The 14,295-nt window shown below is 53.6% G+C and carries 15 protein-coding genes; 4 read left to right on the forward strand and 11 right to left on the reverse strand.

The annotated features are described in order from the left end of the window. The coding region (locus B2Z72_RS14825) for a class I SAM-dependent methyltransferase (protein ID WP_297005192.1) at positions 1–501 on the reverse strand (501 nt) is incomplete at its 3' end. A 141-nt stretch (positions 502–642) separates the two neighbouring features. Here B2Z72_RS14825 and B2Z72_RS14830 point away from each other — a divergent pair. Both B2Z72_RS14830 and B2Z72_RS14835 read left to right on the forward strand, forming a co-directional pair. Continuing rightward, on the forward strand, positions 643–909 hold the full coding sequence (locus B2Z72_RS14830) for a DUF1145 domain-containing protein (protein WP_296984732.1): 267 nt from the start codon (positions 643–645) through the stop codon (positions 907–909). Between the two features lie 157 nt (positions 910–1,066). Beyond that, on the forward strand, positions 1,067–2,383 hold the full coding sequence (locus B2Z72_RS14835) for an MFS transporter (RefSeq protein ID WP_296984730.1): 1,317 nt from the start codon (positions 1,067–1,069) through the stop codon (positions 2,381–2,383). Between the two features lies 1 nt (position 2,384). Here the strand turns inward: B2Z72_RS14835 and B2Z72_RS14840 are convergent, their stop codons facing one another. From B2Z72_RS14840 to B2Z72_RS14860, 5 genes are all read right to left on the reverse strand, one after another. Continuing rightward, positions 2,385–3,170 (reverse strand): CvpA family protein, encoded by a 786-nt coding sequence (locus B2Z72_RS14840; RefSeq protein ID WP_296984728.1) that lies wholly within the window; start codon positions 3,168–3,170, stop codon positions 2,385–2,387. Positions 3,171–3,255: 85 nt separating this feature from the next. Next, positions 3,256–3,423 (reverse strand): hypothetical protein, encoded by a 168-nt coding sequence (locus tag B2Z72_RS14845; RefSeq protein ID WP_296984725.1) that lies wholly within the window; start codon positions 3,421–3,423, stop codon positions 3,256–3,258. A 14-nt stretch (positions 3,424–3,437) separates the two neighbouring features. Further along, the gene (locus tag B2Z72_RS14850; RefSeq protein WP_296984723.1) at positions 3,438–4,802 is read right to left on the reverse strand and encodes an ammonium transporter; all 1,365 of its coding nucleotides are present in this window, start codon (positions 4,800–4,802) and stop codon (positions 3,438–3,440) included. Positions 4,803–4,909: 107 nt separating this feature from the next. After that, positions 4,910–5,827, reverse strand: a complete 918-nt coding sequence (gene eutC / locus B2Z72_RS14855; protein ID WP_296984722.1) for an ethanolamine ammonia-lyase subunit EutC — start codon at positions 5,825–5,827, stop codon at positions 4,910–4,912. After that, positions 5,820–7,241: an ethanolamine ammonia-lyase subunit EutB gene (locus B2Z72_RS14860; protein WP_296984720.1), complete on the reverse strand. Its 1,422-nt coding sequence runs from the start codon at positions 7,239–7,241 to the stop codon at positions 5,820–5,822. The genes eutC and B2Z72_RS14860 overlap by 8 nt, the downstream gene beginning before the upstream one ends. 239 nt (positions 7,242–7,480) lie before the next feature. Between B2Z72_RS14860 and B2Z72_RS14865 the strand changes: the two genes are divergently transcribed. After that, positions 7,481–8,443, forward strand: coding sequence for a helix-turn-helix domain-containing protein (locus B2Z72_RS14865; protein WP_296984718.1), 963 nt, complete (start codon positions 7,481–7,483; stop codon positions 8,441–8,443). 219 nt (positions 8,444–8,662) lie between these two features. Here the strand turns inward: B2Z72_RS14865 and B2Z72_RS14870 are convergent, their stop codons facing one another. From B2Z72_RS14870 to B2Z72_RS14880, 3 genes are all read right to left on the reverse strand, one after another. Next, complete coding sequence (locus B2Z72_RS14870; RefSeq protein ID WP_296984716.1) at positions 8,663–10,033, reverse strand: ferredoxin reductase family protein; 1,371 nt, start codon at positions 10,031–10,033, stop codon at positions 8,663–8,665. A gap of 322 nt (positions 10,034–10,355) precedes the next feature. Continuing rightward, entirely contained in the window at positions 10,356–11,735 is a 1,380-nt protein-coding gene (locus tag B2Z72_RS14875; protein WP_349681255.1) for an alpha/beta fold hydrolase, read from the reverse strand. A gap of 3 nt (positions 11,736–11,738) precedes the next feature. Then, positions 11,739–12,005, reverse strand: a complete 267-nt coding sequence (locus tag B2Z72_RS14880) for a hypothetical protein (RefSeq protein WP_296984714.1) — start codon at positions 12,003–12,005, stop codon at positions 11,739–11,741. A 235-nt stretch (positions 12,006–12,240) separates the two neighbouring features. On the opposite strand from B2Z72_RS14880, the gene B2Z72_RS14885 reads away from it, so the two are divergent. Beyond that, complete coding sequence (locus B2Z72_RS14885; protein ID WP_296984712.1) at positions 12,241–13,299, forward strand: AraC family transcriptional regulator; 1,059 nt, start codon at positions 12,241–12,243, stop codon at positions 13,297–13,299. Here B2Z72_RS14885 and B2Z72_RS14890 read toward each other — a convergent pair. Then, entirely contained in the window at positions 13,296–14,102 is an 807-nt protein-coding gene (locus B2Z72_RS14890; RefSeq protein WP_296984711.1) for a hypothetical protein, read from the reverse strand. The two genes, B2Z72_RS14885 and B2Z72_RS14890, sit on opposite strands and share 4 nt — an antisense overlap. A 13-nt stretch (positions 14,103–14,115) precedes the next feature. Continuing rightward, the coding region (locus tag B2Z72_RS14895) for a hypothetical protein (RefSeq protein ID WP_297005195.1) at positions 14,116–14,295 on the reverse strand (180 nt) is incomplete at its 5' end.

Below are 14,295 nucleotides of genomic sequence, written 5' to 3' on the forward strand. Positions count from 1 at the left end.
CAGCACCAGCAGACGGCCGCCCGGTTTCAGCACACGGGTCATGGAGCGCAGGGCTGCGTCTTTGTCGGTGACGTTACGCAGACCGAAGGCAATGGTGATCACATCAAAGCTGTTGTCTTCAAACGGCAGACATTCAGCGTTGGCCTGAACGTATTCCACGTTGCCGACATAACCCTGATCGGTCAGACGATCGCGGCCCACATTCAGCATGGAGGAGTTGATGTCCGCCAGAATCACTTTGCCGGTCGGTCCGACAATTTTTGAGAACTTACGGGTCAGGTCGCCGGTACCGCCGGCCAGATCCAGTACTTTATTGCCCGGACGCACGCCGCTCATATCAATGGTGACGCGTTTCCACAGACGGTGGATACCAAAGGACATCAGATCGTTCATGATGTCGTATTTCGCCGCAACTGAGTGGAAAACGTCGGCTACTTTGGCCTGCTTTTCCTCGGTGGCGACGGTCTGATAACCAAAGTGTGTGGTCTTTTCCCCGGACATGCGTACTTCTCCCGCTGCTGGCGTGCATAAAAACTGCGGGCATTTTAGCGGCCACCGGGCGGAAAGTCTTGCGCTGCGGCAGATTTTACCGGAGCTTATGCGTGACTCTGCGTCTCACTCAGATAACAGGTAACGATTTCTATGAGTTTTATGTTTAACAAGATCGCCACGCTGATCTTCTGGCTGCTGTGTTTCCTCGCCTGGGTCTTCGACTGGCCGGATGTCCTCAGCTGGTTACCGGCCTGTGCTGTGGTGGTACTGGGTATTCACCTGCTGGAAGTTGTGTACTTCTGGATAGCATTCCGTCGCAAGAGCACAGCGCCGGGCAAAGACTCGCTGCTGATCATGGTGTTTGGCATCTTTCATCTGCGCCAGTTTATTGATGAAGAAGAGGCCAGCGCGGAATAGCCATAACACGGACAGGGTTCCCGCATCGCACGGGACACTCTGTTGTTTGGGCCGCAGATTTCTGCGGCTCATAATACAACCCGGTATTTCTTAACCGCGCCGTGTCGCGACGGCGCGTAACAGCTCAGGCACAGGACAGGCACAGGACAGGCATACGATGAACAAGTCATGGTCAGACTCTATTTATCAAAAGCTGATTAACGAAGAAGACGCCCGCGCCTGTAAGGCCATCGACGATGATGCCTGCCGGGAAGTGCCGGGCAATTTCATGCGCATTATCATCTCTCAGTTTCTGACCAATCTGGGCGATGCCATCATCAATCCCAAAGTAACCCTGCCATGGATTCTGCAGAGCTTAGGGGCTCCGGCGTTTCTGCTTGGCTGGCTGGTGCCGATCCGTGAATCCGGTTCACTGATTCCGCAACTGGCCATCGCCAGCTGGATCCGCAAAATGCCGCTGCGTAAATGGGCCTGGGTGACCGGCAGTATTCTGCAGGCACTGTGCGTGCTGGCTATCGGCCTGGTGGCCATGACGCTGGAAGGCGCTGTGGCTGGCTGGGCAGTGATCGGTCTGCTGGCGGTGTTCAGTCTGTCGCGCGGGTTAAGCTCGGTGGCATCGAAAGACGTATTAGGTAAAACCATTCCGAAAAAACAGCGCGGTCAGGTCAGCGGCTGGTCATCCAGTGCGGCGGGCTTCGTGACCATTGCTATGGCCGCAGCGCTGTTTTTAAGCTGGTATCTGAATGCCGATAGCGGCAACGCTTTTTACGGCTGGGCATTGATCGCAGGTGCCGCCATCTGGTTGCTGGCAGCCGGGGTGTTTGCTCAGGTTAAGGAATTTCCCGGTGAAACCAGCGGCGGCAAAAACGGATTATCCGAAGCCTTTAAACAACTGGCGCTGTTAAAAACCGATAAAGACTTCCGCAATTTTGTTATCACCCGTTCACTGTTTCTGTGCACGGCACTGAGTGCGCCGTATTACATTGTGCTTGCCCATGACGCGCTTGGCTCCGATATCTGGGTACTGGCACTGTTTATGTTTGCCAGCGGTCTGGCCGGGCTGGTGTCGGCGCCAGTGTGGGGACGGTTTTCTGATCAGTCCAGTCGCCGCGTTATGATGATGGCATCCATGGGAGCCGCCGTTATTGGTACCCTGCTGTTTCTGATTTCAGAATACCTGCCGCAGCTGATGAGCACGTTCTGGCTGATGCCGCTTCTGTATTTTCTGCTGACGATTTGTCATCAGGGCGTACGGGTTGGCCGTAAAACCTATCTGGTCGATATGGCGGAAGGGGATAAACGCACCAGCTACGTATCTGTGAGCAACACCATGATCGGTATTATTCTGCTGGCATTGAGTGCGGTGGGTTCACTGACCTCGGTGATGTCCATTGAAACATTAATTCTGGCGTTTTCAGTGATGGCCGTGGTGGGCGTACTGATGGCCGCGCGCTTGCCTGAAGTCAGCGAATAACTTAATCACTGCTTTTGCCTGCCGGCATGGCCGGTAAGGCGTCTGTCTGTCCGCCGCTTGTGACTTTTCCGCTTATATTTGTGTCGCCTGCTGACGCTGTTATGGTCACTGGTGGCGTTACGTCACTTTCTTCGTTGAGAATATTGTTCAGCATGCTGCGTGCCCGCAGTAATGTAGAGCGGTTAAACTCGTCCGAAATATCGCCCATGGTCTGTTTGTTGTTCAGGGTTTTTACCAGCACTTCAAAGGTGGTGGTGCCGGTCGGATCATTAATCAATGAATCGACAAACTGGCCGGTAACAATATGACGGCAGATGCGGTCCATGGATGGATAGAGCAGGGAATTGGCCATCAGATACTGTTTATAACCTGCGCTGGTCAGACTGATCTGGGTGCTGAGAAAACTAAAAAATGTCAGCAGCAGAACGGCCTGCAAACCATTTGCCGTGGCACAGAAAATACGGTCAGCCGTGCTGGTAAAACGGTTGTTACTGAACCAGCGTGAGCGCAGGTCGTGGCGGATAAAAAAGTATTCACTAACACGCAAAGCAATCCACATAGCAATAAACAGCAGCAGAAAACCCGTCAGGGTCAGTACTGCCCAGTCATTGGCGCGTAAAAAACCGATGCGCGTAAGATACATGCCAAAATGTCCACTGAAGGCACTGGCGAGGGATATCGGAATAAATACCTTAGCCAGGTTCAGCATTTCTTTGGAGGTACCAAAGCGGTAACCGGCGTAAATCATGCCGCAGAAAAGCAGTAACATCAGGATGTCAAAAATCATAAAGCACCGGATAAATAACAGGTGAAAAAAAGCCGGCAATTAAGCCGGCTTTTTCCGCAGTAGTAACTGCTCAGAGAAGCTTTGATTATTTTTTGAATTTCTCAAATGCTTCGTTTTCGTGCTTGGAAATACCGGCGATCAGGCCAACAACAATAGCGGCACAACCGAAAGCGAACAGACCAAGAGCGAAAGGGCTGTCAGCAAAGGTAAAGTATGCTGTAACGCCTTCCCAGGTAGTAATAGAAGTACCCATGGTATATCTCCTTATTAAAGTGCAGGCTCAGTGTTAGCCAGTTTGTTCGGAACTTCAGAAGCAACAGACGCAGGCGTGTTTGCTTCAGGATATGGTTTGGCAATCAGTTCAACTTCATCCAGACCCAGATCTTCTGCTGTATCAGGAACACGCAGTGCGCCCAGAGATTTCAGCACCAGAGAGATCACGTAGCCAGGCAGGAAGCCGGTAACCGCCATCACAACCGCACCGATCAGCTGACCAACGAAGCTGATAGGAGGTACATCACCAACGTTTGGTGTGCCACCCAGGAATACACCCACCAGGATTACCGCAACAAAACCAGTGAAACCGTGAACAGCAACTGCGCCTACAGCGTCGTCGATACCGCGGTTTTCCAGGAATTTAGCGAATTTAACGGCCAGTACACCCATGCAGGTTGCAATAATGAAAGCCAGTCCCGGATCGTACATATCCAGTGCCGCAGCAACGGAAATGATACCAACCAGACCACCGGACATAGTCCAGAATGGGTCGCGGGAAGCGATGTAACAACCGATCACGCCGCCAGCAAAGCCCATCAGAGTGTTGAAGGCGAAAGCCGACAGGTTAGTTGGGTTGTTGTAAATAGTCGTCCAGCCAGTTTCACCACCGTTGAAGATGATGCAGCCGCCGAGGAAGCCGAAGAAACCAAAGATAATCATCATCAGACCGATCAGGGTCATTGGCAGGCTGTGCGGAGAAATAGTCTGCGCAACGCCATCGATGAACTTACCGCGACGGGCACCCAGGTTAATCAGCACGCCCAGAGTAAAGAAGCCTGCCACTGCGTGAACAACACCGGAAGCACCCACATCGTGGTAGCCCAGGTCAGTCAGCAGCCAGCCGTCCGGGTGCCAGCCCCATGCGCCAGCCAGAATCCAGACGACTGAACCGAGGAATACAGTCAGAATCAGGAAGGCAGAAACACGGATACGTTCAATTACCGCACCAGACAGAATGGAACCGGTAGTCGCACCGAACATGGCGAAAGCGGCCCAGAAAATACCGGTACCCATATCGGACACGTCAGGGCCCATGCTGGCTGCCCATGGCAGTGCGCCGGAGGCTTCTGAAGGAATCAGACCGCCTGGGAAAGCGTTGTAGATCCACCAACCGAAGAGGTAGAAAGTCGGAATAATCACGGCCAGAGCCAGAATGTTTTTAACACCGGCAGCCAACGCGTTTTTACTGCGTGACGCACCCATTTCATAGGCCAGGAAGCCTGCGTGAATCATGATCATGATGGCGGTACACCACCAGTAGAACACCTCGACGTTCATCGCCTGATGCATTTCGAACACTGCCTGCTGAGCATCCAGTGTCGCCTGCAGCGATTCTAAAGTAGGAGTTTGCTCCATCTTTTAGCCCTCTGTTTTCTGTTGAAGTAAAAACGTGTTTTCCATTCTTCTGAGTTTTGCCGGACAGCGTTTTTTGCACTGTCTGACGACCCATTTTTATCTGCCGGTCAGTTTTCACTGCCTGCGTTTATTAAAAAACTCGTCTGCTGACTGCTGCTTTCGATAACGTTGTCATCAGAGCGATCTTTGATAACAACGCCGGAACTCTGCAGCCGGCAGGCTTCGTTAAACAGATACAGCAATTTTCGTACTGCTTCTGAATAAGAAAGGCCAGCTTTGCGCACATTGGAAATACAATTGCGCTTTTCATCGGTGAGACCACGTCGTGGGGCCCACGTCAGATACAGGCCGAGGCTGTCCGGAGAGCTGAGTCCCGGACGTTCACCAATAAGGACAAGCACCGCTCTGGCATTGAGCAGTTCGCCAATGTCATCTCCCAGTGCAACCCGCGCCTGCTCTGCCATAACAATGGGCGCGATGGATAATGTGCGTTGCTCAGCAGTTAATGTCTGCGCCAGTTGTTCGATAAAAATGTTGGCGTTTTCGCTGATGGCAGTGGCCGATAAGCCGTCACTGATGACGATGGCTAAATCGAATGTCTGTTCGGGAAGTGATTGTTCAGAAGGTTGAGCATTCAGCGTTTGTAACAGTGCTGCGCGTGATTCTTCACTGATGCGGCGGCCAAGATCCGGGCGCTGCAGGTAAGTCATGCGATCCTCAGCCTGACTGTGCACTTTAATTGGGCGCGCATTATTCAGAATGGGATATTTGCGGGCCAGCTGCTCCAGGCTGTCACTTAATGCCGCAAAATCCAGCGGCATATGCACTGCATCGCGGGCCTGAGCGTGGGCCAGCTGAAATTCGAGTAATTCTTTGGTGGGTAAGCTGATGCCGCTGCGGCCAAGGCCGATACGTGCATCGGTAAACTGGCGCAGACGCCGCCATGGATTATCAATAACACCCTGCCACTCATCGACAACGCCGCTGGCAGAATCTGTGCCTGATGTTTTTACATCATCAGCCATGCTTCTTCTCCGTACCGTCGTCCGTTAAAAACTGCAGCGATTGGGTAAATGCCGGTGGCAGTCCATCAATTAATGTCGCGTGAGCTGCATCACTCATGATCTGCATCTTTTCCAGCCAGGCTTCAAATTCCGGCGCGGCGCCCAGACCGAGAACACGGCGGGCGTACAGAGCATCATGAAAAGAGGTGGTCTGATAATTAAGCATAATGTCATCAGAACCGGGAATGCCCATCACAAACGAACAGCCTGCCGCACCTAATAACGTCAGCAGGTTATCCATATCATTCTGATCGGCTTCCGCATGATTGGTGTAACAGACATCACAGCCCATCGGCACGCCGAGTAATTTTCCGCAGAAATGATCTTCAAGACCGGCGCGGATAATTTCCTTACCGTCGAATAAATATTCCGGGCCAATAAAACCGACAACCGTATTGACCAGTAGCGGGCTGAATTTACGCGCGACGGCATAAGCGCGTGCTTCGCAGGTTTGCTGATCAACGCCGTGATGGGCATTGGCGGACAGTGCGCTGCCCTGACCGGTTTCAAAATACATCACGTTATTACCCACGGTGCCGCGCTTTAATTCCAGCGCCATCTGCTGGGCATCCGCCAGGGTTTTTAAACTGAAACCAAAACTGGAATTGGTCGCCTCAGTACCGCCAATCGACTGGAACACCAGATCCACCGGTGCACCGTTTTCAATGCATTCCATGGTATTGGTTACATGGGTCAGCACGCAGGACTGAGTCGGAATTTCGTAGGTCGAAATCACCTCATCCATCAGCTTCATCAAACGCGTTGCCTGCGCCACATTATCGGTCGCCGGGTTAATTCCCAGAACCGCATCACCACTGCCGTACAGCAGGCCATCCAGAATACTGGCGGCGATACCATTCATATCATCCGTAGGATGGTTAGGCTGTAAGCGGGTGGATAAGCGTTTCGGTAAACCAATGGTCGAGCGGAAGGCAGTAATCACGCGGCATTTCTGCGCCACCAGAATTAAATCCTGATTGCGCATAATTTTGCTGACGGCGGCGGCCATTTCCGGCGTAATACCGGCGCGCACTTTGGTCAGCATGGCGCTGTCGGCGTAATCCGACAGCAGCCAGTTACGGAAGTCCCCTACGGTCAAATGACTGATGGGTGCGAATGCGGTCGCATCATGATCGTCCATGATCAGACGGGTAACTTCATCATCCTCGTAGGGAATCAGCGCTTCGTTTAAGAAGTCTTTTAACGGCACATCAGCCAGGCACATCTGGGCAATGGCGCGTTCTTCCGCAGAGCGGGCGATGACCCCCGCCAGGCGGTCGCCGGAACGGGCAGGCGTAGCCCGGGCCATCAGCTCTTTCAGACTGCTGAACGCCCAGGTTTGCGTACCCATTGTATAGCGATATGTTTTGCTCATAGACCTGCCTTTCGCGACAAACTTTCCTGTTAGGAATAAAAGTTGCTGCATAGCTTCATCTGATTAGCAGGAGAACAAAGCCAGAACCATTCCGGGCCGCTATCGAAAAATGGCAAAGCTTAAAAAACTAATAAATTTCAACGACTTATGATTTTTCTGAGGCTTGAGAAAAGAATATTCACGGGAGAAGGCAAGTGGTTACAGAGCATGAAATGAGGTCACAGGCACCGCGTTGGTGCGTGAACGAAGCCACTGATGCGGACGAGCACGCACACAATCTGCGTGACTGGCAGCAGGAGTATGATCAGCTCAGCGCCGGGCGCTTTTACGGCCGTATTGATGAAGTAGCACTGCCCGATCTGCAGGTATTCCGTGAATACACCAGCCAGGCACTACACCAGTCGTGCAACGTCTGGCCGGACTCCATCTGGCTCGGCTTCAGTGTCCGTCCACTCAGCAGCACCGGTGGCTGTCGCATCAACGGCCAAACGGTTAATGACGATGAGCTGATGTGTCGCCCCGGTAACTGCAGCTTTGAATTACTTACCCCGGATGATTTCAATATTTATGGCGTGGTCGTCAGCCAGCAACGCCTGATGGAAACCGCAGAAGTGCAGGGCGTGGAAATCCGCGCAGGCATGTGGTCCGAGCCGCGCCGCCGCTGGCAAACAGGCAGGCTTGATATGCTGCGTCATATTATGGGGCGTATGTTTAGTGCCAATGGCGGCCGTGCCGGAGTAATCCATCAGGATATGCTGCTTGGCTCGGTGCTCGAAATTCTGGGCGATGGTGAAGCCCGCAGCGCAGCCAGTAACACCACCTTTGCCCGTCGCAAAGCCGTGGTCGAACGGGTACAGGAATACCTCGCAGCCCATCCCGGCGAATCCATCACCATTACCGATCTCTGTCGCTTAACCCATGTCAGCCGGCGCACGCTGCAATACAGCTTCGAAACCGTATTAGGATTAAGCCCGCTGAAATACCTGCGCCTGTCGCGCCTGAACAATATGCGCCGGGCGTTGCTGGAAGGATTGCAGGAGGATGAAACAATCGCCTCTAAATCGTCCGAATGGGGATTCTGGCATGCCGGCCAGTTTGCTCACGACTACAAACAACTGTTTGGTGAAACACCGTCAGAAACTCTCAAACGTTGTGGTAGTTCAGGTATGGTTAAAACAGAAAGCGGGATTATTCTGAATTAAATAAAGTGGTTTATGCGTTAAATAGTAGTCAGAACTTTTCAGTGGTGAATTCTGTGGAAAATACAGCAACCTCTGCTTATGAAAGTCCCACCGTCTGATAGTAATTACCTTCGTGTGGAACCGGATTTACAGCGGTATAAATAAAAACAGCGGCAATAGCCGCTGTTTTTATTTTATTTTTTATATTTTCGGTCTTAAACCTAAATCGCGCTGAATGCCTTAACGCATTTCAAATAATTCCTGATGGAAATGCTGTGCCGGCAGACCCTTGTTGATTATATCGTCGCGCAGTGTGGTACCGAATGCTGCCGGCCCACAGAACCAGATGCTGCTTTCTTCCCAGTCCGGCACTTCCGCACGGATAATGTCGGCACTCAGGCGGCGGCCATCTTTGCTGGCCAGCACATGCAGGGTAATACCGGCGGCCTGTGCATCGGCTGTGAGTTTGTCGATGGCGGCCTGTTCATATTGCCCGGTTGGGTGGAACAGGTGAATGGTGCGGCCATCGGATTCTTTGGCCAGATGTTTCATTCGCGCGATAAACGGGGTAATGCCGATACCGGCACCAACCCAGATCTGCTGGCGGCAGTTGTCGTCGAAGGTAAAACAGCCGTAAGGGCCTTCAACCTGAACTTCCATGCCCTCGTGCAGGATTTCCGGCAGACGGCTGGTGTGGTCGCCCAGCGCTTTGGTAATGAAGGTGATGTGTTCACTGTCGTCATGCCAGGCCGAGGCGATGGTGTAGGGATGCGCGCCTTCTTTTTTGCTGGAGGTGACAAAGGCAAACTGACCCGGCTTGTGACCTTGCCAGCCGCGCATGCCAGTTCTGTTGCCCCCGCTCTGATCCTCAGCGTCCAGTTTGATGGCGGTTTCCATCACCTGTAATTCCGGATACCAGTGGAAGCACTCAACGGTGCCCCGCACTTTGCGCTGACGCCCAACCATACCGAACAGCACCATCAGCGCAGCAACAGAACCGGCCAACAATAATGCCGCCATCAGCCAGCCCACTGGCTGTGCCCAGTACGGGTACTCCAGCAGTACCAGTGAATGCCAGGCGAGCAGCAGAAAAGCGGCGGCCATAATTTTGTGGGTTTTGGCGAAAAAGCGGTACGGCACCATTTTTACCAGCGCAATGATCAACAGAATTGCGGCGGCATAGAAGGTCCATTCGCCGATGGTTTCTGCCAGACCACGCTGGTTGCGGAAAAGTTCTTCGATCATGCCCAGCTGTTCTTCACCCCGCGGAGCGCGCTGCGGGCGTTCCAGCCAGCCCCAGCCGACCATCCATTTGGTGCCTTTACCAAACCACCAGTGCGCCGTGGAGGCGATCAGTGCGGTAATGCCCAGCCATTTGTGCAGGCGATACATTTTATCCAGACCATCGAGGTGATTTTCCAGCCAGCGCGGGCGCACCGCCAGTACCATGGCAATACACATGGCGCCCATGGCAATGACACCGCTGAACTGCACAAAGACATGACGGAAAGAAAAATAGGTCAGTGGGTCCGGCAGCAGAGTGTCAGCCATAAACCAGACTAAAGTGAGAATTATAAAAATAATGCCGAAACTGATTTTGATCGCTTTCATAGTGCTTCCACTGCTGACTGCTGTGCAGGTAAAAAAAATAATAAGGCGCCGGATTATTCTGCCGGGACGGCGGCAAGTTTACTCTGACCTGAGGCAAAGGGCGGGTGAAAAAAGCACGCAGGCGCTGAGAATATAGAAAAGAAACGTCAGTTTTTAAGCCTGGTTTAAGGTTCGCAGACAATGGCGCACAGCGGCCCGGACTTTGTATCTCATTTGTCATTCCGCAAAGAAAAACGGCGCAGAGTATTCTGCGCCGTTTTATGTCTGCAGCGGGTTAAGCTGCGCTTTGCTTTCAGCCTGTCGTTAATGCTTTGTGGGCATCTCAGAGAAGGGGAACTGTCAGGGTGGACTGCTCGCTGTTGCTGAATTCAAAGTCGATGGTGCGTACGCCAGCAGGGCCGGCGTAGAGCAGATCTTTGCTGTCGATCACCAGCGCCAGTTTATTGCCGGCGGGAATATCGTAAGCCACCGTGGTCAGCGGGAAATCAACGCGGATGGTGTCGCCGGCGGAGGTCTGGTGCACAGTAATGGGTTTGTGCGTAATCAGTTTACCTGTGCCAAACAGGTTAACGTCGTAGAGGTAGGCGACCAGGTGCAGGGTATCGCTTTTGGGTTGCACCATCAGGCTGAGTTCTGCATTGCCGCGGATCTGCATGGTGCTCCACTGCCGGCTGGTTTCAAACACGATACCGTGCGGGCGCGCAACGTGTGCCATGTTGGCCAGTACCGGCACGTCGAGCTGCTCCAGAATCTGTGACAGCAGGGGGACCTGAGTGGTGGCGACGGTATCAAACAGCGAGTTGATGCTGTTGTCCTGGGCACGCCAGCTCTGGAACGGGGAGTCGCTCAGCCGGCCATTGCTGAACAGGTTGCGCGGCTGCAGGTAGAAAGTCTGCTCATAGGCTTCGGGCACCGGGAAGGCATCGTACTGTTGGTAGCCGCTGGTGAATTTTACTTTCATATTCACCGGTTTCTGGTTTTCCATTGCGCCGCTCTCGCCTTTCAGGTGTTCGGCAAACCAGCGGTGTACGTTGTTGAGTACGTGGGTATCGCCACCGCCCAGCAGTCCGCCGATTTCCGCACCGGCGTGGGTGCCGGGTTGCAGGTCGATGTGTTTTTCCACCGTTAACTGGCTGAACAGATCAAGCACGCTGTTGGGCTGGAACAGGTTATCGCCCCAGTTCTGGGAAATATACACAGCGGTACCGTTGGCGTTGATGTCGTTGACGTAGTTGAGTGGCGAGCGGATGCCGGTCCAGGCGTAGACGCTTTCCATGTCTTCACGGTTGAGCACTTTGTTCCAGGTGTCACGGATGATCGGGTCCGGATTGCCGGTCAGGCCGGATGACAGGGTCAGTAGTTCGCCCCATATCAGGCGCGGTGTTTCCTGACCATAAAGGGCTTCGGTCAGGCTGCCCCAGGTGCTCATGGCGACGACTGCACGGATACGCGGATCGTGCGCGGCGCCCAGCAGGCTGATACCGGAGCCATAGGAAATACCGGCGGTACCGATGGCGTTGGGATCGACATCGAAGTTGGCGATGAGGTAATCAATCACGTTGCTGAGGTCTGCCATATCCAGTGGGCCGGCGGTATCAATCAGGCCGCCTGAGGTGCCAAAACCACGGGTGGAATAGCTCAGCACCACATAGCCTTCTTCGGCAAAACGGGCCGCCTCGGGAATGTATTCGTATTCGTTCAGCGCTCAGCTGTTAATAAAAATGACTGCCGGATAGGGGCCGTTGTCGCCGCTGGGGACAAATACGTTGGCGGCCAGTTCGACGCCATCATCGGCGTGAATGATGATGTCGTCGTCGGTGGTATAGAGGTCGGACTCAGGGAAAACGCCCTGATTCAGTAATCCGGCCACCAGGGAGATGGCTGGCAACAGCGGGGAATCGGTGATCTGTGCGGAGGTCGGCATTGAGCACAGAGCGGTCATGGCGCCGAGCGCCAGAATGGCTTTTTTCATCGTATGTGTTCTCTTTATTTTTGTTTTTAATAGCGGCCAGCCCATGCAGGGATGGGGCGGCAAAGCAGAGCGTTGCGAACTGCACAAATGCATCGCGCAGCTCACACGAGAGCATCGCGCAGCTCAAGATAGCCGAGTGCGGTGGGAAGAGAATGTTGCGACAGGACAGTCGCATGACGTGACATGCCAAATATCTGGACTATCGTACATAAAAAATAATAAGAGGCGGCCCCTGATGATTACCGCTCAAAATATCAGCAGCCAGCGGGCACCGGGCTTTGGTCTGGCTAATGCGAGGTTTCTGCTGCTGCAGGCACAGAGCTGCGGCATCAGTGATCAGCAGATGTTGGCAAAAACCGGACTGACACGGCCACAAATCGATCTTGGCCTGGCGGATGTCAGCATAGATCAGGAGCTGAGCATGATTGATGCTCTGCTGCTGAACAGCGCTTCAGAACCACTGGCGCAGGGCTTTGCTACCGGCCTGCGTTACCGGCTCGCCAGTCTGGGTGTGCTGGGTATGGCCATGGCCAGCAGTCGCGACGCCCGCGCGGCGCTGGATATGATCCGCCGCTATCTGGCCTGTGCAGATAACCTGACGCAGATTCACATTCATATCAGTCGCGATGAGCTGCGGCTGGAATTCCGTTGCCGGCATCGTCTGAGTGAGGCCCGGGAGCGTTTTGTGACCGGACGCGAGTTCGGCATTCTTGCTGCCCTGCAGGGAGAGCTGCTGGCCGGAGGGGCGCGCAATGTGCGTGCTCTGTCGCTGGTGTATCCGCGTTTGCCGGTCATGGCAGAGATGGAGCAGGTGTTTGGTTGTGCGCTGCAGGCCAGTGCGGCAGGCAACGTATTCTGCGGCGATGCCAGTCAGTTATTACTTACTATGCCGCTGCAGAATCCGGTCGCCGCCAATGCCTGTGAGAGTTTGTGTACCGGTGAGAGCAGCGTTGCCGATGAGGAACGCACCAGTCATAAAGTACAGCGGCTGGTGGCGCGTACTCTGCCGGATGTGCCGGATATGGCTGCCGTGGCAGCGGAGTTGTGTATGTCGCCGCGCACCCTCGGACGGCGTCTTGAGGAGGATGGCTGGTGCTGGCGTGATCTGTTGTGCGAATGCCGTCTGCGACGTGCGGAAGAACTGCTGCGCAGCGGTGTGAGTATCAAGGTAACGGCGATGAAAGCCGGCTTCAGCAGTGCCTCTGCTTTCAGTCATGCTTTTCAGCGTGGCCGCGGTATGTCACCGCGGCGGTTTTTCAGCAATACGGGCGCAGCAATTCATAAGCAGAATTAAGCCGCCAGTCTGTTGCCCAGTTTTTTCAGCCCCTGATCCATGCTTTGAAATAAGGGCTCCATGGCCTGGGTGCTTAAATCAAAGTAGGCTTTGGATGACAGTTTCTGTTGCTCATCCTGCAGCAGTTGCTGATCAATCACAGTGACCAGTTCATTCAGTCTGGAGCCCTGAATCCGTTCTGATTCGATGTAACCGGCGAGCTTTGAGCGGATAAAGCTGATGCGTATTTTATCGACACGTTCGTAATGGCCGGCCGCCAGCATACCGCTGCCCAATACCCTTGCCTGACCAATCCATTCTGCGGTGCGTGGCAGGTCGCGCCAGATATGTTGCAGGGGTTCTTCACACAGCTCGCTGAGCCGGGCGTATTCCGCAACGTCTTCAATCAGATAAAGCAGTACGGAAATAATCTGGTTGTGTTGTTCACGGTTATTCTCTGCGGCCAGGGTCAGATTATTTCTTTGCAGGCGTGACCAGTGGTCAAAAAATGATAACCAATAATCACGGTGACGCGGATGTTGTCCGAGGCTTTGCAGTTGTTCGTTACAGCGGCTGATATTCTGTTCGACCTGGGTAATATCGCTGCGCAGCGCACTGTCACCCATTAATACGCTGTAGCTCATGCCGCGATGGCGCTGTACCAGCATTAAAAGCGATTTAAGATTGAGCAGTCGTTCTAATCCTTCTTTTTGCAGACGACGCGTTTTTATTTTTTTGCTCTGATGCAGTAATACAAATAACAGGCAACCAACGACAGGAAATGCCGCCGTCAGCCAGACGTAACCGGATGCTGAATTCCCCATAAATAATTTCCTTTTATTTTTTCTGAGTCAGGTCGGCCATGTGAATGGCAACCCGGGCAGTTTGATTGGCCAGTTCGCTGTTGCGGGCAGCGGCCTGATGGACTTCGTCAATGCGTTCCGATACTTCGTTGGTCGCCTGGCTTTGCTCATGGGTGGTGGTGGCAACTGACGCCATATGCGATTGCAGGGTTCC

The sequence above is a fragment of the Thalassolituus sp. UBA6592 genome, assembly GCF_002433655.1.
Classification (GTDB): Bacteria; Pseudomonadota; Gammaproteobacteria; order Pseudomonadales; family Oceanobacteraceae; genus Venatoribacter.